Origin of the sequence: Hoeflea sp. AS60, from assembly GCF_038900115.1 — a bacterium.
In the GTDB taxonomy this organism is placed as follows: domain Bacteria; phylum Pseudomonadota; class Alphaproteobacteria; order Rhizobiales; family Rhizobiaceae; genus Hoeflea.
Window position 1 is genome coordinate 546,725 of sequence record NZ_JBBMQP010000001.1, and the last position, 19,401, is coordinate 566,125.

A 19,401-nucleotide genomic window follows, 5' to 3' on the forward strand; every position below is an offset into this window, starting at 1 on the left:
ACGACTCAGTCACAATTCACGGTGGCGACTAAGAAATCATCCCTACGTACAACAGCTTTCCGGGTCAATTCTGCCCAGACCTGGCACCGCTGCGTCCTTTACAGGCCGCAGCCATCGCAAATGCCATTCGTCAGATTGGCATTCTTCCGTCAGATCACGCGGCGACACAGTCGGCAAAATAGGCCATCACGCCATCGCTGCCAACTTCCTGCACCAGTCCATGGATATCCGTTTCAAAGCCCGGACACTCGTGCGCGAATTCCCGGTTGAACTTCAGATATTCCACGATCTTCTTGTTGAACACCTCGCCCGGGATCAACAGCGGAATACCGGGTGGATAAGGCGTCACCAGACTTGTGGTGATGCGACCTTCGAGCTCGTCGATCGGCACGCGCTGCGTTGTCCGGTGCGCAATGTGGGCAAAAGCGTCAGCCGGTTTCATCGCAGGCGTGTGGTCACTCAGATACATATCCGTCGACAGGATCGCCACATCATACTTGGCATAAAGCGCATGCACATGCTGGCACAGATCGCGCAAGCCCATCTTTTCATAGCGAGGCTGTTTGGCACAGAACTCGGGCATGATTTTCCACATCGGCTGGTTCTGGTCGTAGTCGTCCTTGAACTGCTGCAACTCTGTCAGCAGCGAGTTCCAGCGGCCTTTGGTGATGCCGATGGTGAACATGATGAAGAAGCTGTAGAGGCCGGTTTTCTCAACTACCACGCCATGCTCGGCCAGATATTTGGTCACGATCGAGGCCGGAATGCCTGTTTCCTCGAACCTGCCGTCCAGGTTGAGCCCGGGCGTGATCAACGTTGCCTTGATCGGATCGAGCATGTTGAAGCCCGGCGCCATATCGCCAAAGCCATGCCAGGAATCCTCACCGTCCGAGGACTGCACGCCGTCGGCATCAGTGCGCTTGAGCACCCAGTCCTTGGTGCGGCCAATACCTTCCTCTTCCAGCTCGACCGGAGGCCCCCAGACCTGAAACCACCAGTCATCATCCCCAAACTCGTCATCGACCTTGCGCATGGCGCGGCGGAAATCGAGCGCCTCGGCAATGCTTTCCTCAACCAGCGCCGTGCCGCCCGGAGGCTCCATCATCGCTGCCGCCACGTCGCAGCTGGCAATAATCGAATATTGCGGGCTGGTCGACGTGTGCATCAGATAGGCCTCGTTGAAGAGGTGACGATCGAGCTTGGTGTCCTGGCTGTCCTGGACCAGCACATGGCTCGCCTGGCTGATGCCCGCGAGCAGCTTGTGAATTGATTGCGTGGCATAGGTGACCGAATGCATCGGCCGCTCCCGCTTCAGCCCCATCGAGTGGTAGGTGCCGTAAAACGGGTGGAAGGCTGCATGCGGCAACCAGGCCTCGTCGAAATGCAGATTGTCGACATAACCATCAAGCAAATCCTTGATGGTCTCGGTGTTGTAGAGAACTCCATCATAGGTCGACTGCGTCAGCGTCATGATCCTTGGCTTCACCGTGTCGGCATCGACGTCTTTCAGCAGCGGATTGGCGCGGATCTTGGCCTTGATGGACTCCACCTCGAACTCGCTCTGCGGGATCGGTCCGATAATGCCGTAATGGTTGCGCGTGGGCTTCAGAAAGACCGGGATTGACCCCGTCATGATGATCGAGTGCAGGATCGACTTGTGGCAATTGCGGTCCACCACCACCACGTCGCCCGGCGCCACTGTGTGGTGCCAGACCATCTTGTTCGACGTCGAGGTGCCGTTGGTGACGAAGAAGCAATGGTCGGCGTTGAAGATCCGCGCGGCATTGCGCTCTGACGCGCCGATGGCGCCGTTATGATCAAGCAGCTGGCCCAGCTCTTCCACTGAGTTGCAGACGTCGGCGCGCAGCATGTTTTCACCGTAGAACTGGTGATACATCTGGCCGATCGGGCTTTTGAGGAACGCCACGCCGCCCGAGTGTCCGGGGCAATGCCAGGAGTAGGAGCCATCTTCCGCATAGTTTAGCAAGGCCTTGAAGAATGGCGGCTTGATGCCCTCTAGATAGCTCTTGGCCTCGCGGATGATATGGCGCGCCACAAATTCCGGCGTATCCTCGAACATGTGAATGAAGCCATGCAGCTCGCGCAGGATGTCGTTGGGCAGGTGGCGACTGGTCTTGGTTTCGCCGTAGATGTAGATCGGCACATCGGCGTTCTTCCAGCGCACTTCCTCAATGAAATTGCGCAGGTTGAGCACAGCAGGATCGAGATCCGGCCCGGGGCTGAATTCCTCGTCGTCAATCGACAGGACAAACGCACTGGCGCGCGACTGCTGCTGCGCATATTGCGAAAGGTCGCCATAACCCGTCACCCCCAGAACTTCGAACCCCTCGCTCTCAATGGCCTGCGCCATGGCGCGAATGCCAAGACCCGACGAGTTTTCAGAGCGAAAATCTTCATCGATAATAACGATGGGGAAGCGAAACTTCATGGCAATTTCCTAGCGGGAAGACGGGACGGGCGGCTATCAGGAACTGTAGCCTGGCAATTTGGCGCGGGGCTGGCTCCGCATATGCGAGAGTCAGCGTGTTTTGGATTCGTGGCATATATGAGGCTGCATAATGTCATAGTGGGCCGTGACATAGCACAGGTCCACAACGATCTGTCGCACCCTCCACAATTCAGCCTGTGATTTCAAGGATTGCATCATAGACAGAGGTGCCCAAATCCGGGGGGAACCTGAATGAAACGCAAGGCCTCAATGAAGGCAAGCGTCATGAGCAACTCATTCCGCGGAGTCCAGGTCAAGAAAAATCCGCGAGCAGCAAATGGCTGCTCGCGGAGGACAGTATACTGCAAAGGCAGATCCAGCGCGATTATCTCAGACGGCACCGTGCCTGAGGTCGCGGCACCTGCGCTGTTGATGCATCAGAATTCCATCCATTCGTCGGATTTGACAGCAAGATTGCCCTGCGGCGCGACCCGCTTTCGTGATGCCAAAGGCTTCGCCATGGCGGTCGCGGTTTGACGCAGCGCAGTGGCACTACGGCTTGTGACCCCGTCGAGGCGGAACTGGCCGATCAGCTGACCCAGGCGGCTGGCTTCGTCCGACAGCGTAGTGCTGGCAGCCGTGCTTTCCTCCACCATCGCCGCGTTCTGCTGTGTGACCTGATCCATCTGATTGACCGCAATATTGACTTCGGACAGCCCGACTGACTGCTCGGTTGCCGCATTCGCGATGGCTTTCATATGATCATTGACCGTGACGATATAGGTCTCGATCGCCTTGAGCGCCTCGCCTGTTTCGTTCACCAGCCGGACACCGCCAGCAACCTCGACCGAGGAATTGCGGATGAGATCCTTGATTTCCTTTGCAGCCTGGGCAGAGCGCTGCGCCAGCTCGCGGACTTCCTGGGCAACGACTGCGAAGCCTTTTCCTGCCTCGCCGGCACGGGCAGCTTCCACGCCGGCATTGAGTGCCAGCAGGTTGGTCTGAAAAGCGATTTCGTCGATAACGCCGATGATGTTGGAGATCTGGTTTGAGGACTGCTCGATCTTGCCCATGGCCTCCACGGCATCCGACACGATCGCACCCGATTGCACCGCGCTTTGATTTGCCTGCACCGCGACCGTTCTTGCCTCTTCGACGCGTTGTGTGGAATTGGCGACATTGGCGGTGATCTGGTCAAGTGCCGCGGCGGTTTCTTCAAGCGACGCAGCCTGCTGTTCCGTGCGCTTGGAGAGATCCTGAGCCGACTGGCTGATCTCGCGCGAACCTGTGTCGATCTGGATCGAAGCCTCTGCAACGGACCGCAATGTATTGCCGAGCTGTGAAACGGCGTCATTGAAGTCCGTCCGCAACCCTTCGAAGTCCGCGGCAAAAGGTTCTGTCAGCTGGAAAGAAAGATCGCCGCCGGCAAGATGCTTCAGCCCCTCGCCCAGGCCGGAAGTTGCCTGCTGCATTTCCTGCGCTCTGATCTGTTCCGCTTCGCTGCTGCGATTGCGCGCTTCTTCCGAGAGATTTCTCTGCGCGTCGGCCTCTTGCTCGAGGCGGATTTTTTCAAGGCCGGCTTCCTTGAAGACCTGAACCGCCCGGGCCATGGCGCCGACTTCGTCAGAACGATCCTGATCACGAACGTCAACAACCAGATCACCATTGGCCAGACGAGCCATGGTTTCTGTCATCTTGCTGATCGTGCCCGAGAAGGAGCGGGCATAGAAGAAGAAGCCCAGCAGCGACAGGACCGAAACAATGATCGTCCCTACAATAGACGCCCAGGTCGCACTCTGGCCTGCAGCAACCACTGGCGTGACATCAGCGGCAATTTCAATAACGCCAATTTTATCACCGGAGAAATTTTCCAGTACCTTTCCGGCAACGGCATAATCATGATTATTGGCTACAACCATCATGATCGGTTGACTGCCGGCAAAGGCCGCCTGGATCTGTTCCGGCGACATCATTGTGGCATCACCGAATGTCGAGGACTGGATTTCGAATTTGCCATCTTTGAGAATGTGAACGGCAATCTTTGAATCGGTTTTCTCTGCGATGCGACTGAAATAGTCAGCCGATAGCGCGCTTCCGACATCCACGATACCGGCAATCTCGCCATCTTTCATCACAGGAGCGGTTGCGAACACGTTGACCGAGGTCCGGCCCGGCTCGACGCCGGCGTGCAACTTGCCGTCGTTCAGTGTTGCGACGATCATCTTCCGACGGCCTCTGATGTCATCTCCGAACTTTTCGGGTGCGTGAACGCGTGCCACGGCAACGCCGTTTCGGGTGAAGGTGATCAGACCAAGACCGCTGTTTTCGTTCACACTGGCCAGGCTGCCGGAATATCTAGCCACCAGCACGTCACGCGCATCGTTGGCAATCAGGTCAGCCATATCGGGTTCACTGGCAAGCGTCAGCGCCAGGGCCGAGGCGGCCCGCTTCTGCGCGGCCATGTCTGCCTCAAGCACTTCAACGTCGGAACTGAATTCCTTCAGCACTGCCCGCTGGTTCATCGAGGATTGGCTGTACCAGGCCAAGCCGCCAATGGTGGCGCTGGCAAAGAGTACGGCTGCAAATCCGTATGCCGTCATTTTGACCCACATGGGTCGCTTGATATCAGTCGCAGTCATATTTCTGCCCCCAGGCTTAAAAAGCACATTTCCTTCAATGACATGGACTAGGCGACTAATTCGATTAAAATTCTATCTTGTTCGCTGTATCAAATCTCGGAATCGCTGCGACAAAACCCGTTTGGAACGGCGACCAAAACCCTAAGCTTTAGGATTCTTGCGAAGACATCGTCGGTATCGGAAGTGCTGATGGGTTTTCGCTGTAAACTGAACCGCACCGGTTTTGTCGGAGGCATTAGACGTAGGGAGATATGGACCAACAAATCCGAGGTCGGCGCTGGCAAAAGAGCGCGCCTGGCGAGCGTTGGGTCGCCCCCGCCCCGCGAAATGAAATCCAGCGGTGGTGAGGCGATCAGGCGGAGTTGAGCAGGCGATCCGGGCCAGTCTCCTGCTTGGCAGCCTTTCCATCAACAGATCGAAGCAATGTGGCGATGGTTTCCCCATCGACTGGACGGAAATAGTGATAGCCTTGCCCCAGGGGGCAGCCGATCTCGAGAAGGCGTTCTGCCTGTTCGGCCGTTTCAATCCCCTCGGCAATGATGCCGATCTTCATTTTCTGCGCCATGCTGATCAACGCTTCGACAATAGCGCTACAGGCGACGTCCGTAAGCAGGCTGTCGACAAACGATTTGTCAATCTTGATATAGTCGAGCGGGAAATCCTTGAGGTGGCTGAGTGAGGCAAATCCGGTACCGAAATCGTCAAGCGCGACCTGCATCCCTTGTTCCCGCATACGGGCAACCTGGCTGGCCACATCCTGATCCATCAGCACATTCTCGGTGACTTCAATCTGAAGGTAGTGCAGCGGCACGTCATGGGCCTCGAAGGGTGCCCGCAGACGGTCTTCGAGATCGCCGCGCTGAAAGTCGATGGTCGACAGGTTGACGGCCACATGGCGCAGTTCCAGTCCCTCATCCATCCAGCCGCGCATTGCGCTGGCAATCTGTTCCAGCATGCAGCTGGTCAGACGAAAGGCATTCTTTGAATCAGTCAGACCCATGGCAAAGGCGCCTGCACTGATAATCTCCCCCTCGTCCGTCCGGATGCGGGCAAGCGCCTCGACACCAACGATCTTGGCCCGGCGTATGCAGATCACCGGCTGAAAATGTGCGAAGACCCTGTTTTCATCCAGCGCTTTGGCCAGCAGGGCAATCTGTTCCGTGCGACACTGGATTGAAGTGCGCAAACCGGGATGGAAATGAATATATCCACCCCTGGCCGTCTGCTTGGCGTGATAAAGCGCCAAATCGGCATTCTGACGCAGCAAATCAGCGCTGGAGCCGTCCTCGTTGCTCAGAACCCCGCCGATTGTGACCTGCAACAAGATGGTGTTTCCGTCGGATTCGTAGGGCAGATCCATCTCGCCCAGCAGTCGATCGGCGAGCATGGCCAAGGCGGCGGCGTCGTTGCAGTCGGGGCAAAGAACTGCAAACTCGTCGCCGCCAAGCCGGTAAACACTCACGCGAGGGCTGACCTTGGCGAGCCGTCGGCCGGCTTCGCAGATCAGGCCATCACCAACCGAATGGCCCATGCTGTCGTTGACCTGTTTCAGATTGTCGATGTCGATCAGCAACAAACCGAAGCCGCTTGTCGGAGCGCTCATGCTTTCGTTAAGCACTTCGTCAAAGGCATAGCGGTTGGACAGACCCGTCAACTGGTCATGATAGGCCAGATGCTGCAGACGGCGAATGACCTCGTCCCGCTCCATCGCGATGGAGCAAAGATGGACGCACATATCAACGAGCTGGCGCTCCATGGCACTCGGCCCGCGAGGTTCGCGATAGTAGAATGCAAACGTGCCGACTACACGTCCTTCGGGCGACTTTATCGGGCTCGACCAGCAAGCCTTCAATCCAAACTCGAGGACAAGACCCTTGTAGTCTTCCCAGCGGGCATCTGTCGCGATATCGGTCACTTCAACAGGCGCGCCCAAATAGGCCGCACTGCCGCAGGAGCCGACCAACGGTCCGATGGGAATGCCATCAATTGCTTCGCCGTACGAGCTCGGCAGGCTCGGCCCGGCGACGGGATGAATAAGGCCTTCGGCATCAATCGCGGCGATTGTGCAATTGGCTCCGGGAGCGAGCATCTCGGCACGACGACAAAGGATATCCGCCACCTCGGCAAAGGCAATGCCTGTGGCCACGGCCTCCAGTATCTCGTTTTGCAATGCAGACAATTCGGATTCCCGTCGAATTTGCATTGGCCACTCCTTCGCGTGCAACCCGCGCACAGCAACACAAGCAAATGAGCAATTTCTTTACAAAGGCCAAAAAGGATAGTCTTCGGGCAGATATTGCCCCGAAGATTTCACGGTGGTTAACACATGATTGCAACAAGACCGTAATGTCGAGTGGCACTAAATAGCCCTGGCAAGCCGATGCAAAACGGCTTCCTGGAAAGCTGCAACGGCCGGAAACGCGAGCAGGTGTTGAACCAACACTTGTATTATAATCTGCTGCATGAATATCGCGATGCCGCGCAGACTTTTTTAAATGGCGTATCGCTACATCCATTTCGGGACATCGACTTTTCGGAAATTGACCAGCCCATCCAGCAATGCCACAGGATCGGAAGCCAGGACAATGGAGTTCCGGTGCGCAGCCGGCAAAAAGGACTGAGAAATCATGTGGTCAATGAAGCCCATGAATGGCTCGTAATAGCCTTCCACGTTGAACAGTCCTGCCGGCTTATCGAATTCACCGAGCTGATTCAATGTCCAGACCTCCATGAACTCCTCCAGGGTTCCGATCCCTCCGGGAAGCGCGATGAAGGCGTGGGCAAGCTCCATCATGCGGTGCTTGCGCTCCTTCATTGTCGGCAGGATTTCGTGCCTTGAAAGCCTTTCATGAAGGTGGCCCTTGTCGCGCAGCCGCTCGGTGATGACACCATGAACCATCCCGCCTTCGGCGAGAGCCGCGTCAGCCAGAGCCCCCATCAGTCCCTTGTGGGTGCCGCCATAAATGATCCCGATGCCGGATTTGGCCAGATGCCGTCCAAGTGCATCTGCAGCCCGCAGATAGGTATCCCCCTTGCCCGTGTTGGAGCCACAATAGATCGCGATCGAATTCAAACGGCGCAAGGCGGTGTTCCCACATGGTCTCGGATCAGGCGAGTTCGAAGCTGATGTCGTGAGCACCTTTCCAGAGAACCGCATTGCCAAGTGTCATCAGGTTCTCCAGACCGGAAGTCAACGTGATGAAATGGTTGCCCGCAAGCTGGCCCATCTTGCTCGAAAAATCGACGCCGCCATAGGCCAGAAGAATCTCGGTCTCGCTGATGCCGCCGGGATAGAGAATGATATGGCCTGGCGCAGGGTGACTGGTGTGGTTCTCGTATCCGACGCCGAAATTCGTGTCGCCGAGCGGAATCCAGACGCCCTCGCCGGACCAGCGCACATGCACGATCTTGCCCTGGTAGGGCAGCAGAGCCTTGAAGGCCGCGGTTGTTGCGGGTGCGGCCTCTTCCTCGAGATGGCCGCCGAAGACGAAGTCTCCGGCCCGGACAATAAGCTTGGTCATGCAGGTGTTCCTTTCAGTGATGTGTAAATGATTGCAACCGGTCCACCGCCGTCGGGCCCCTGATGCTCTGCGCCACCCGAGACGAAAAGCTCGGTATGACCGATGAGGCACGCCAGCAGCCCGCCAACAAAGCCGCGCGCGTGGCGGGTGGACGAAATGTCGCTGTCCTCCAGCATTGTGTGTCTCTTGCCGCGGATCTGGCCCGAGCTTGAAGCCTCCGCCTTGGCAAGAACCGCGATCAGACCGGCTTGCGCCTCCTGCAGGCCAGCGCCGGGTGCGGCTTGCCCGAGAAGCCGGGCGACCGCGGGCGCGTCAATCGCATCCTGCATGACCTCGTGACCGATGCGCAACGGACCGGACCAGCTGCGCGACAGGCCAAGCACGACGATCTCGCAGGCCATCAGCTCGATCCCGGCAGAGCACGAAGCCCGGCTCGACCAAATCGACATGTCTGTCCCTATCTGCGCATCGGTGATGGTGTCGATCTCGCCAAGCGCCAGTGCCACTCCAAGAGCAGAAGCGCCGCGGGACAGCCCCATCGACTTGAGCATGTTGTCGGTCGCCACATCGCCGCCGACGTAAGTGGCGCGCTCGGCGGTCAGCAGCGGACACTTGATCTGAACAAAATGGACATCTTCAGGGTCTGCGATATCGGCCATCGCCATGGCTTCCAGCATGGCGGAACGCACCAGCTCCGCCTGGGCGCTGCGTCCGATCTCGCGCGGGTCGAGCGGACGGGTGATAATGCCTGCCATCGCCAGTGCAGGGGCATCTGTCCCCGCCTCGACAGAACCAGATCCCTCAATCCGGCTGAGAACGATCCAGTGCGGCGATAGTCCTCCTTCCGTTCCGCCCGACATCACCAGTGGAATCCGTTCGATGTCTGCTGCGCTCAGATGCGTGGCCAGCATGGCGCGCAGGGACTGGGTGGCATAGCCTCGGGTAAAATCGTTGACGCAGCCATTGCCCTCGGTCTTGCCAAGGATAGCAATGATCTGCTTGGGGTCGAGCCTGCCGTCAGTGATCAGGGACACGATTCCGGACACATCGTCGGGCCCGCTCATGGGCAGACGAAACACCTGTGCTTGGCCGGGCATCAGCAGCACCCCCGATAGAAGCTGCCGATTGCGGCTTCGATTTTTGGCCAGGCCGCAACCAACGGTGCCTTTGCCGGCAGACCGGCGCGATAGGCGGCGCGCAGACTTGTTTCGAGCGCTGGAAGGTCCACGCCCAGAACGGTGCCGCCCGCCAGAACTTGTTGGCCTTTCGAGTATGCCTCAACGATATGGGCCTGTCCGGCGCGGGCGAAGAGATAATCCGTTGGGTCCACCGGCATCAGCGCATCCCGGTCGAGAGCCACCATATCGAGAAGCAGGATATCGGCCGGCAGGCCGGCGGCCAGAACGCCACCCTTACCAAGCCCAAGGCCCGCGCGACCCACAGAGCACGCTGCGCGCAGTGCGGTTTGACGGGTCAGGCCGCTGTCACCAGATCCACCGTCGCCAAATCCGGGCGCATGATTGAGAAGATGGAACAGCCGCATCTCTCTGAGTGCATCGTCGTCCTCGTCTAGTGCGCACCCGTCGAGGCCCATCGCCACCGAAACCCCTGCGGCCAACATGGCGGGCACCGGGGCAATACCCGAGTAGAGATGCAGGTTTGAGGAAGCATTGACCGCGATCCGCGCACCCGCGGCGGCGATCAGAGCCAGTTCGTCCGGCTGCGCCCAGACACAATGGGCCAGCGTCAGCCGCGGCGACAGCAGGCCGATCTTATCGAGAAAGGACACGATCCCGTCCGGGTAGGCACTATCTGCCCAGACCCTTTGCGGTCTGGTTTCCAGAAGATGCATATGGATCCGCCGTCCGGTCTGCTCGGAACCCCTGGCTATCGCCTCAAGCAGTTCCTCGGAGCACCATTGCACGCCTGTCGGACCATATTGAACGTCGATGTGCCCGGGCATGTCGGACACCGCGTTGGCAACAGCATCGACCAGCGCCATCTGCTCGCCGACCAAGGGAAGAGGCCGAAGCCAGGTGTGTATGACGAGATCGCGCTCGGACGGGTCCAGCCCGTTCAAAACCTCGGCATGATCGCCATAGATGAGCGGATTGCGGTCGCGCATGGAGATGGCAAAACCGATGGAGACGCCGACGTCATGCGCTGCGCGGGCGATTTCGCGTGCTTCCTCGGTCAGCGGCGTCAGCCCCATGGCGCGCGTAAGGTGCACCATGATCGATGTCACGCCACCGCGCAGCGAGCGGGCAAAGGACGCGGCGGCGGCCGTATAGGGATCGACGGATGGCATGACGGCAAGCTGGGGCAGCCATGTCTCCAGAGGCTTGCCACCGCAGCCGAAAGATGTGCTGGAAAGCGGTCGCGCATGGTTGTGGGCGTCTGAAAGAGCTGGAATGGCCAATAGGCGCGGACCATCCATGGTCGGCGCAGACAAGGGACGGACCGCCTCGATCAGACCGCCGGATATAACGATTTCCGAGGGGCCGGTCAGCGCATAGTCCTCGCCGACGAGCGCTGCTTCAACTTGAATGATGGTTGTGTCTGCCATGATGATCCCGGGGGTCACCCCGGGGCATTGCCCCGGGGATTTGGTTTCAGAACGTCCGCAATTCCTTGGCGGGCAGAAATGCATCATTGAAAACGGCACTCGCCTCCGGGGTATTGGGCAGGTCATAGAGCTTCTGGATGACGGCAATTGACCGGGTCAGTCTTTCCGGGTCGATGGCCCCGATGCCGTTGGCCTTGCTTTCATCTGAATAGATCAGGTTGTTCAAGGCAAACTCCATCCGCTTCTGCTCAAGTTCGCCATTGGAAAGCGGTTCCGTCTTGACGATGATGTCGACGCCCTCCTGAGGATTCGCGATCACATCTGCCATGGCCTTGGCGATGGCCGAAACCAGCCCCTTCACCGCTTCGGGATGGTCCTTGATGAGCTTCGGCGAAACCATCACACCGTTGGAATAGATGTCCAGACCGGCTTCGCCATAGGGGAACCATTTGAAGTCCTTGTCCGGATCCATGCCCTGACCCAGGATGTTGAGATAGCTGGTCACGTTGAAGACAAGGCTCGCATCGACCTGACCCTGGATCAGCATCTGTTCCTGCAGGTTGGGAGCCACATTGATGATCTCGACCTTTGCCGCATCGAACCCGGCGGCTTCCGCCAATGCGGGAAACAGCTTGGTCGAGGCCGATCCGGCGGGACCGCCGACCTTGAGGCCTTCGAGGCCCGCAAGGCTTTCGATCTTTGCGTCCGCCTTGGTCAGAACTGCGAACGGCGGCTGGTTGTAGATCTGGTAGACCATCACAGGTGCCGCATCCGGATTGGTCGCAGCATTCTGGATGATCGCATTCATGTCGCCGAAGCCCGCGTCATAGGCACCCGACATGATGCGGGTAACGGTCGCCGCTGACCCTTCGCCCTGGTCGATGGTGACGTCCAGACCTTCGTCGGCAAAATAGCCCTTTTCCTTGGCCAGGTAGAACCAGCTGTGCACGCCCTGGATCTTCCAGTCGAGAGTGAACTTGATCGGGATATCTTCGGCAACGGCGGTTCCTGCCATCAAAATCACGCCAAATGCTGCTGTCAGCAATCTTTTCATTTTCAAATCTCCGGTTGGTTGGCGGTTGATTGTTGTTTCGGTTGTTATTTGCGCAGCGCCCATCCGACCATCCGCCGCTCGACTACCGAGAAGATCGCGTAAAGCGTGATCCCCATGATCGCGAGGATCATCAGGCCAGCGAACACGAGCGGCACGTTGAAGGAGGATGAAGCAATCAGCATCATGTTGCCGACGCCCTTGTTGGAGGCGACGGTCTCGGCAATCACGGAGCCAACAAAGGACAGGGTGATGGCCACCTTGAGGGAAGCAAAGAAGTAGGGCATCGATCGCGGCAGACCGACGTTCCACAGCATCTCCCACCGCTTTGCCTTGAGCGAGCGCATGACATCTTCGAGTTCGGGCTCGACCGTGGCAATGCCGGTGGAAACGTTGACGACGATCGGGAAGATGCAGATGATCATTGCCGTCAGGATCGCAGGCACCGTGCCTGCGCCAAACCACAAGACCAAGATCGGAACAACGGCCACCTTGGGGATCGAGGAGATCCCCACCAGCAACGGATAGGCGGTGTCGTATGCCAGTTTCGAAGAGCCGATCAGGACCCCCAGCGACAGGCCGATCATCACCCCGAAGGTGAAGCCGACAAGGGTCGTGTACAGGGTCTGCCAGGCGTGGGGCCAGATCGCAGGCGCGTACTCGAAAAAGGCTGCGAGGATCCGTGTCGGACGAGGAAGAACTAGTTCCGAGATCCCGGCGGCCAGACAGAAGAATTCCCAGAAAACGAAGACCCCGACGATCAGGATCACCGGCGCGAATTTCCGCAATGTCGGTTTCATGTGGCGTCCACCTTTCTGGCTTTGGGGGCATGGACGATGAGGCCGCGCAGTTCCTGAACCAGCGTCACGAAATCAGGTTCGAAGGTCAGATCGATCGGTCGTGGCCGCGCGAAGCTCACCTGCCGGTCATCGATGATGCGGCCTGGCCGCGGGCTCATGACGCAGATGCGATTGGCGAGATAAGCGGCCTCGCGCAGATCGTGGGTGACCAGCATCACAGTTGATTTGCGGTCGATCCAGAGATCCTGAAGCGTCTGCCAAAGCTCTTCCCGGGTGAACTGGTCCAGCGCACCAAAGGGTTCGTCAAGCAGCAGGATATCGGGATCATGGATCAGGGCGCGACAGAGGTTGGCCCGCTGCATCATGCCGCCCGAAAGCTGCCACGGGCTCTTGTCGGCAAAATCCTCGAGGCCCACCTGCTCCAGCAATGCGTTCGCCCGCTCCAGATATTCTCCGTGCTTCTTTTTGCGGAATCCGGCCTTGAAGGGCGGCACGATCTTGAGCGGCAGCATCACGTTGTCGCGCACCGACATCCAGGGCAGCAGCGACGCGCTTTGAAAGGCCATGCCGACGCGCACCGGTTTCGCCCCCAGCTCGCGCCCACCGAAAAAGATGTTGCCCGTGGTCGGTCGCAGCAATTCGCTCACAAGCTTCAGGATCGTTGATTTGCCACAGCCGGACGGGCCGACAAAGGCCAGGAAATCGCCCCGTTCGACGGTCAGGCTGGTGGGCTGCAGGGCTTCAGTCTGCTCCGGCCCCTCACCAAAAGTGACGCCGACATCCTCGAGTTCAACAAACCGCGCGTTGCTCATGCCGATGCACCCGCGCTGAGAAGATGGGCCATGCTCATCTCGGTGTTCTGTGGCTTTGCTTCGGGCATGGACTGGATGCTGGTGACCTGTTTGCCGTGCCCGGCCATACCTTCAACAAGCTTCCTGTCGCGCTGGACGAAGCGCCCGCGCACCAGCGTGTGCACCGGAGCACCGGCCGTCTTGCGTCCCTCAAACGGCGTGATCTTGCCTCGGCTGTGAAGCCGCTCGGCTTGCACGATCTCCTCGCGCGTCATATCGAGCACGGCGATATCGGCATGTGCGCCGATCGCCAGACGTCCCTTCATCGGATAGAGACCAAAGGCGCGGGCGGGATTGGCGGACGAGATGCGCACATAATGCTCAAGCGTCATGCGCCCTGCGGCAACTTCGCTCAGCATCAGCGGCATCTGGGTTTCGACGCCGGGAAAGCCGCAATCGGCCTGCCAGATGATGTCTTTCTGCTTTTCCTCGGGCGTGTGCGGCGCGTGGTCGGTGGCGATCATGTCAATGACGCCCGACTGCAACGCCTCCCAGATAGCTTTGGAATCCTTTTCCTCGCGTACCGGCGGATTGACCCTGATGATGCTGCCCAGCCGGTCATAATCGCGGCTGTCGAGGAAGAGATAACAGGGACAGGTCTCGCCCGTCACATCAACGCCGCGCACCTTGGCCTCAGCGAGGGGCCGCAGTTCGCCTGCTGAAGAAATGTGCAACACATGGATGCGTGCCCCGGTCCATTCAGCCAGAATGGCAGCCCGGGCCACGGCCTCGATCGCCACGACTTCGGGCCGCGCCGCGATGTGATGAAGTGGAGCGTTCAGCCCGGCGGCTACCAGTTTGGCCTGCCGCCACGCCATGATCGAAGCGGTTTCGGCGTGCAGCGAGATGCGCAGGCCGGAAGCTGCAATCAGTTCGAACCCTTCAAGCATCGCGCCCGTCGAGGGCGAAGGCAGGTTGCCGAACGTGTTGCCCATAAAGCATTTGAAGGCATTGGCGCCCGCCGTGATTAGCCCGGGGATCTCGTCGATATTGTCCTCGGCCAGAAGCCCGTAGAGGCCGAAATCGACGCAGGCCTTTTTTGCGCAGTCCTGCTTTTGCCGCAGCTCGGTGGCCGAGCGCGTTGGCGGGTTGGTGTTGGGCATCTCGAAGACGGTGGTCACCCCGCCCATCGCCGCCGCCTGCGTGCCTGTGCCCCAGTCTTCCTTGTGGGTGTAGCCCGGCTCGCGGAAATGGACATGCATGTCGATGCCGCCCGGGATCAGGTGATGGCCGCACACATCAACCACCTCGCAAGCGTCTCCCAGGGTTCCGGGCGCACCAATGCCAGAGATCAGCTCTCCGGTAATCGCGATATCGGCAAGCTCGCGTCCGCTTTCGTGGACGACCGTGCCGCCTTTGAGAATGAGATCCGTCATGGAAGTCCTTAAAGTGCTGCCCAACCACCATCGACAGGCAGGTCGACACCGGTGATCTGGCGGGATTGTTCAGAGGCAAGGAACAGCGTGGCTGCGGCAATGTCCTCGTCGGTACTGATGCGTGCGAGCGCATAATCGCTGGCGTGCAGTTCTGCGGCCTTCTCCTCGGAGATGCCGTGCTGGGCCGCGACCTGCGGAACGACCTTGGTACGAAAACGCGGGCCTTCGACCATGCCGGGGGCGACCAGATTGACGTTGATGTTGTCGGGCCCGAGTTCCAGCGCGAAACTCTTGGTTATGCCGCGCAGACCCCATTTCGAGCTCGAGTAAGCCATCCGCATGGCGCGTCCGCGCATGCCGAACGTGCCGCCGACATTGACGATCTTGCCGCTCTGCTGGCGCTGCATCGTCGGGGCAACCGCCCGGATCAGGTTGAACGGGCCGCGCATGTTGAGGTGGATGATGTCGTCAAACTCGATCGCGGTTGTCTCCACTCCGCTCTTTCCGATCGGACCGGTTCCGCCGGCGACATTGACCAGAATGTCGATCCGGCCTCCGAACCTCGCCAGTACGTTTGTGATGGCGGCTTCGACCGCATCCGTATCTGTGACATCGCAGGAGAAGATCTCCGCCTCAACGCCCAGGGCCTTGGCCTCGCTGGCGACGGGTTCGATGGCGCCGGTATCGCGACCCAGCAGGGCGAGGTTCGCGCCTTCACGCGCGAACCCCAGGGAGATCGCGGCGCCCATGCCCTTGGCCGGGCCTGTGACCACCACGATCTTGTCTTTGAGTTGAAGGTCCATGCCCTGATCTCAGAGAAGCTTGTAGATGCGATCTTCAGCGGACGGCAGGAACGCGTCGGTGAAGATCTCTGACGGGGCCGGGGTTCGCTCCAGACCGTCGGCCTTGACCACCAGATCGATGGATTCCTTGAAGCGGGCCGGGTCGACATCACCCAGACCGGTCTTTGCCAGCTCGGGATGGTTCATCTCGTCCTGCAGGGTCGCGATCAGCCGTTCCTTCTCAACTTCCTTGTTGATCAGCGGCTCACGCATTGCGACGGATTCCACCGCCGCGTCCAGATCAGCGAGCGTGTCCTTGACGCCCTTGTTGATGGCCCAGACCATGCCCTTGACCAGTTCCGGGCTTTCAGCGGCCAGCTTTTTCGAGATGATGATCCCGTTCGAATAGAGGTCCATCCCGTAATCACCGTAATTGATGAAACGAATGTCCTCGTCAGGATTCATGCCCGAAAGCTTGGCCGAGAACCGGATCGTGTTGACGTAGCCGAACACACCATCGACCTGTTCGGATTTCAGCATCTGCTCGCGCAGGTTGGACTGAAAGTTGAGGATCTCGATGCCTGAAGTGTCGAGCCCGGCAACATTGGCAAAGGCCGGGAACAGCTTGAGCGCGCCGTCATTGGCGGCACCGCCAAGCTTGCGCCCCTGCAGATCGGCTGCGGTCTTGATGTCGGATTTCGACAGCACCGCCACCGTGAAGGGCGGCTTGTTGTACATCTGGTAGACGCAGATCGGCGTCTCTTCCGTGGTGGTTCCGGCGAGACGGATCAGCGCGTTGACGTCGCCAAAGCCCACGTCATAGGCGCCGCCTGCGACCTGGCCGACGGCCGCGCCGGAGCCCTTGCCCTGGTCGATCGTAAGATCGATGCCGACCTCGTCAAAATAGCCGTTGTCCTTTGCCTGGAAAAACCACGACTGTGGCCCCTGATAGGTCCAGTTGAGGATCATGTTCAGCTTGGTCTTGCTTTGGCCGATTGCCGGCGAGGCGAGGCCTGATGCAAGTCCTGCTGCGGCGAGTTGTGTGAAACGGCGTCGAGTAATGGTCATGCTGTCTCTCCAATGTCTGTTTCGATTGCTTCGAGAAGCGCCTGGGTCTGGGTGGTAAAGCCGTAGAGAAGCCGGATGAGGTAGAGGATGGCGTCGCTGACATAGCCAGGCGAAACCGTGGTCGTTGCGTCCTCGACCAGCACCGCGTCGTATCCCTGAAAGCAACCGTCCATCAGGGTGGCAAAGACGCAGCGGTCGAGGTTCACGCCGGTGTAGAAGATCGTCGTGATGCCAAGGCGGCGCAGGATCTGATCCAGTTCATTGTCCTGAAAGCCCGACAGCCGATGCTTGAACACCGTGATGTCTGCATCGGCCTGATCGATCGCCGGCACGCTGGCTGCGCCCCAGCTGCCTTCAACCAGCACGTCGCCTGAAGCAATAGTGTCGCCGTAGCCAGGGATCTGTCCGCAGGACGATCCCTTGTCGACCACATTGGCCGGCAAGTTGGCCACATCGGCGCGCACACCCCAGTTGAGATGGATGACCGGCGCACCTTGGCCCCGAAAGGCAGAGGAAAGTGCGTTGATGCGTGGAATGATGCCGCCGAGCGGTGCAACCTCCGCATTGCGGACAGCAGCGAACCAGCCCTCGGCATCCAGAAAATCATTCTGCATGTCGATGATGATAAGGGCAGAGCGCGCAACATCGACCGCCACCGGCTCGGGCTCAGCGGAAAATCTGATCGGACGCGGTTCGAATGCTGGGCGCACAAGGCTGATCCCGGACGCATCACGCGACCATCGATCTCTCCGTTGCCTTTGCTCTTGGGTGTTGTCCACGCCACTCTCCTGTTGGGAAGAGTGTTGACGTGTTGCCGTGTAGCTGTCTTGTGCTAAATTTTCTCGGCCGCGTTGCTCAAAACGCAACGCGTGATAGGGTCACGTGCATGAAACATCTCGTCACCTTTCGCATGATCGACGCAATCGCACGCACGGGCTCCATCCGCTCTGCGGCCGAGCAGATGAATCAGACGCCGTCAGCTGTGCAGCGCCGCTTGCAAAACTACGAAGACGAGCTCGGGTTCGAGATTTTCCAGCGCACCAGCAAGGGTGTCCGGCTCAATGCGGCCGGTGAAATGGCCATCCAGCACATAAGGCAGACGCTTGCAGACACCGAACGGCTCAATTCGCTGATCGCTGATCTCGCCGGTCTCAGGCGCGGGCATGTCAACATAGGCTGCAGCCAGGCCCTCATGCCGTATTTCCTCCCGGCGCAGATCGCCCGCTACCAGGCCAGGTATCCGGAAGTTACCTTCAACGTCCAGGTCATGGAACACAGCCGCGCCGCCGAAGCGCTGGAAGCCTTTCAGGTGGATATCGCGCTGGTGTTTGATGAGAAGACCGTGCCCGACTACGAGGTGCATCTGGCTGTACCGCAACGCCTGGCGGCGATCATGGCGAGCGACCACCCGCTTGCCCGCCACAAGATCCTGCGGCTCAGGCAATGCTATGAGTATCCGGTCGCCCTCGCCCTTAGGGGCTTCAGCGGACGCATGCTTCTCGAACGCGCCTTGCATGGCAAGACCTTCAAAAAACCGCCGATCGTGCAAAGCGATTCCTTCGAATTCCTCATGGCCCATGTAGCGACGACGGACGCGATCACCTTCCAGATTCAGATCGGCGCCCCGGGCGCGTCTCAGGTCGCCGCCCAAGACAGGGGCATCATCAGCCGCGAAATCGATACACGTGATGTGACCGGCGGTATGCTCCTGCTCGGCCTCAAACGAAGCCGCGCCTTGCCGGTCGCCGCGTCCCGTTTCGTCGAGCAGATCACCCTGTCCCTCTCCGACGAATACCGACCCTCAGTGGATTGATGAACCGTGCAGCACACATTCCCGGTTTCTGTCATTGAAGCGAGCCCGTGCTTTGTGCGGCAGGCTTCGAACACCACTGAATTTGCTCCTGTCCAGCGGAGTTGCAATGAAGGCTGATCAACGCCCTCTTGGTAAGCTGGCTTACAGGGCTTGCAATGAAAAAGGGTGCATCGTTCCCTTTTTCATTGACGGGTTCGGTCCGCACAAGTTTCATGAAAGGCGCAAATGTTGATTTTGATTTTTATCAGCTCTCAGGAAACACGCAGACAGCAAAATTCTCTCTGCTGGGCAGAGCCAAAGCTCTCGATGCTGCCACGAACTACAAATGAATAAGCTGGCCAGGCTGCCTTTATCTTAAGAAGCAACGGAAAGATGCCCTTGCGTGCTGGGGTCCGGATCGACCTGATCCGTGGCCATTCCGCCCGTGGCAAGATTGTGAGCGGGGACACAAGAAACACATCAGTAGGCACGGGAATAGGTAACAG

The 19,401-nt window shown here is 59.0% G+C and carries 16 protein-coding genes and 1 pseudogene; 3 read left to right on the forward strand and 14 right to left on the reverse strand.

What is annotated here, in order from left to right; translation table 11 throughout:
* Nucleotides 1–154 precede the first annotated feature (154 nt).
* From WNZ14_RS02540 to WNZ14_RS02550, 3 genes are all read right to left on the reverse strand, one after another.
* On the reverse strand, nucleotides 155–2,449 hold the full coding sequence (locus WNZ14_RS02540) for an arginine/lysine/ornithine decarboxylase (RefSeq protein ID WP_342867032.1): 2,295 nt from the start codon (nucleotides 2,447–2,449) through the stop codon (nucleotides 155–157).
* 437 nt (nucleotides 2,450–2,886) lie between these two features.
* On the reverse strand, nucleotides 2,887–5,088 hold the full coding sequence (locus WNZ14_RS02545; RefSeq protein ID WP_342867033.1) for a methyl-accepting chemotaxis protein: 2,202 nt from the start codon (nucleotides 5,086–5,088) through the stop codon (nucleotides 2,887–2,889).
* Nucleotides 5,089–5,440: 352 nt separating this feature from the next.
* Nucleotides 5,441–7,291 carry an EAL domain-containing protein gene (locus WNZ14_RS02550; protein WP_342867034.1) on the reverse strand — a complete coding sequence of 617 codons (1,851 nt, stop codon included), beginning with the start codon at nucleotides 7,289–7,291 and terminating at the stop codon, nucleotides 5,441–5,443.
* A 145-nt stretch (nucleotides 7,292–7,436) separates the two neighbouring features.
* On the opposite strand from WNZ14_RS02550, the pseudogene WNZ14_RS02555 reads away from it, so the two are divergent.
* A pseudogene (locus tag WNZ14_RS02555) lies at nucleotides 7,437–7,552 on the forward strand (integrase core domain-containing protein); the annotation flags it as partial.
* A 42-nt stretch (nucleotides 7,553–7,594) separates the two neighbouring features.
* Here the strand turns inward: WNZ14_RS02555 and WNZ14_RS02560 are convergent.
* Genes WNZ14_RS02560 through WNZ14_RS02610 form a run of 11 tightly spaced genes read right to left on the reverse strand, consistent with a single transcriptional unit; the run spans nucleotide 7,595 to nucleotide 17,882 of the window.
* Nucleotides 7,595–8,170, reverse strand: a complete 576-nt coding sequence (locus WNZ14_RS02560; protein ID WP_342867035.1) for a TIGR00730 family Rossman fold protein — start codon at nucleotides 8,168–8,170, stop codon at nucleotides 7,595–7,597.
* A gap of 25 nt (nucleotides 8,171–8,195) precedes the next feature.
* Nucleotides 8,196–8,609, reverse strand: a complete 414-nt coding sequence (locus WNZ14_RS02565; protein WP_342867036.1) for a DUF3830 family protein — start codon at nucleotides 8,607–8,609, stop codon at nucleotides 8,196–8,198.
* The gene (locus WNZ14_RS02570; RefSeq protein ID WP_342867037.1) at nucleotides 8,606–9,706 is read right to left on the reverse strand and encodes a ring-opening amidohydrolase; all 1,101 of its coding nucleotides are present in this window, start codon (nucleotides 9,704–9,706) and stop codon (nucleotides 8,606–8,608) included. The genes WNZ14_RS02565 and WNZ14_RS02570 overlap by 4 nt, the downstream gene beginning before the upstream one ends.
* On the reverse strand, nucleotides 9,706–11,175 hold the full coding sequence (locus tag WNZ14_RS02575; protein ID WP_342867038.1) for an amidohydrolase family protein: 1,470 nt from the start codon (nucleotides 11,173–11,175) through the stop codon (nucleotides 9,706–9,708). The genes WNZ14_RS02570 and WNZ14_RS02575 overlap by 1 nt, the downstream gene beginning before the upstream one ends.
* A 46-nt stretch (nucleotides 11,176–11,221) precedes the next feature.
* Nucleotides 11,222–12,229, reverse strand: coding sequence for an ABC transporter substrate-binding protein (locus WNZ14_RS02580; protein ID WP_342867039.1), 1,008 nt, complete (start codon nucleotides 12,227–12,229; stop codon nucleotides 11,222–11,224).
* A gap of 44 nt (nucleotides 12,230–12,273) precedes the next feature.
* Nucleotides 12,274–13,026 carry an ABC transporter permease gene (locus tag WNZ14_RS02585; protein ID WP_342867040.1) on the reverse strand — a complete coding sequence of 251 codons (753 nt, stop codon included), beginning with the start codon at nucleotides 13,024–13,026 and terminating at the stop codon, nucleotides 12,274–12,276.
* On the reverse strand, nucleotides 13,023–13,838 hold the full coding sequence (locus tag WNZ14_RS02590) for an ABC transporter ATP-binding protein (protein WP_342867041.1): 816 nt from the start codon (nucleotides 13,836–13,838) through the stop codon (nucleotides 13,023–13,025). The genes WNZ14_RS02585 and WNZ14_RS02590 overlap by 4 nt, the downstream gene beginning before the upstream one ends.
* Nucleotides 13,835–15,253 carry an allantoinase AllB gene (allB, locus tag WNZ14_RS02595; protein WP_342867042.1) on the reverse strand — a complete coding sequence of 473 codons (1,419 nt, stop codon included), beginning with the start codon at nucleotides 15,251–15,253 and terminating at the stop codon, nucleotides 13,835–13,837. The genes WNZ14_RS02590 and allB overlap by 4 nt, the downstream gene beginning before the upstream one ends.
* 8 nt (nucleotides 15,254–15,261) lie before the next feature.
* Nucleotides 15,262–16,056, reverse strand: a complete 795-nt coding sequence (locus tag WNZ14_RS02600) for an SDR family oxidoreductase (protein WP_342867043.1) — start codon at nucleotides 16,054–16,056, stop codon at nucleotides 15,262–15,264.
* A 9-nt stretch (nucleotides 16,057–16,065) separates the two neighbouring features.
* The gene (locus WNZ14_RS02605; RefSeq protein ID WP_342867044.1) at nucleotides 16,066–17,103 is read right to left on the reverse strand and encodes an ABC transporter substrate-binding protein; all 1,038 of its coding nucleotides are present in this window, start codon (nucleotides 17,101–17,103) and stop codon (nucleotides 16,066–16,068) included.
* Entirely contained in the window at nucleotides 17,100–17,882 is a 783-nt protein-coding gene (locus WNZ14_RS02610) for an isochorismatase family cysteine hydrolase (RefSeq protein WP_342867045.1), read from the reverse strand. Before WNZ14_RS02610 ends, WNZ14_RS02605 begins: the two co-directional genes overlap by 4 nt.
* Before the next feature lie 107 nt (nucleotides 17,883–17,989).
* On the opposite strand from WNZ14_RS02610, the gene WNZ14_RS02615 reads away from it, so the two are divergent.
* Both WNZ14_RS02615 and WNZ14_RS02620 read left to right on the forward strand, forming a co-directional pair.
* Nucleotides 17,990–18,916, forward strand: coding sequence for a LysR family transcriptional regulator (locus WNZ14_RS02615; protein ID WP_342867046.1), 927 nt, complete (start codon nucleotides 17,990–17,992; stop codon nucleotides 18,914–18,916).
* A 155-nt stretch (nucleotides 18,917–19,071) separates the two neighbouring features.
* On the forward strand, nucleotides 19,072–19,245 hold the full coding sequence (locus WNZ14_RS02620) for a hypothetical protein (protein ID WP_342867047.1): 174 nt from the start codon (nucleotides 19,072–19,074) through the stop codon (nucleotides 19,243–19,245).
* Nucleotides 19,246–19,401: the final 156 nt, after the last annotated feature.

Coding starts and splice junctions, on each gene's coding strand:
- WNZ14_RS02540 (WP_342867032.1), bottom strand. CDS start 2,449: ATGAAGTTTCGCTTCCCCATCGTTATTATCGATGAAGATTTTCGCTCT.
- WNZ14_RS02545 (WP_342867033.1), bottom strand. CDS start 5,088: ATGACTGCGACTGATATCAAGCGACCCATGTGGGTCAAAATGACGGCA.
- WNZ14_RS02550 (WP_342867034.1), bottom strand. CDS start 7,291: ATGCAAATTCGACGGGAATCCGAATTGTCTGCATTGCAAAACGAGATA.
- WNZ14_RS02565 (WP_342867036.1), bottom strand. CDS start 8,609: ATGACCAAGCTTATTGTCCGGGCCGGAGACTTCGTCTTCGGCGGCCAT.
- WNZ14_RS02570 (WP_342867037.1), bottom strand. CDS start 9,706: ATGCCCGGCCAAGCACAGGTGTTTCGTCTGCCCATGAGCGGGCCCGAC.
- WNZ14_RS02575 (WP_342867038.1), bottom strand. CDS start 11,175: ATGGCAGACACAACCATCATTCAAGTTGAAGCAGCGCTCGTCGGCGAG.
- WNZ14_RS02580 (WP_342867039.1), bottom strand. CDS start 12,229: ATGAAAAGATTGCTGACAGCAGCATTTGGCGTGATTTTGATGGCAGGA.
- WNZ14_RS02585 (WP_342867040.1), bottom strand. CDS start 13,026: ATGAAACCGACATTGCGGAAATTCGCGCCGGTGATCCTGATCGTCGGG.
- WNZ14_RS02590 (WP_342867041.1), bottom strand. CDS start 13,838: ATGAGCAACGCGCGGTTTGTTGAACTCGAGGATGTCGGCGTCACTTTT.
- allB (WP_342867042.1), bottom strand. CDS start 15,253: ATGACGGATCTCATTCTCAAAGGCGGCACGGTCGTCCACGAAAGCGGA.
- WNZ14_RS02600 (WP_342867043.1), bottom strand. CDS start 16,056: ATGGACCTTCAACTCAAAGACAAGATCGTGGTGGTCACAGGCCCGGCC.
- WNZ14_RS02605 (WP_342867044.1), bottom strand. CDS start 17,103: ATGACCATTACTCGACGCCGTTTCACACAACTCGCCGCAGCAGGACTT.
- WNZ14_RS02615 (WP_342867046.1), top strand. CDS start 17,990: ATGAAACATCTCGTCACCTTTCGCATGATCGACGCAATCGCACGCACG.
- WNZ14_RS02620 (WP_342867047.1), top strand. CDS start 19,072: ATGAAAAAGGGTGCATCGTTCCCTTTTTCATTGACGGGTTCGGTCCGC.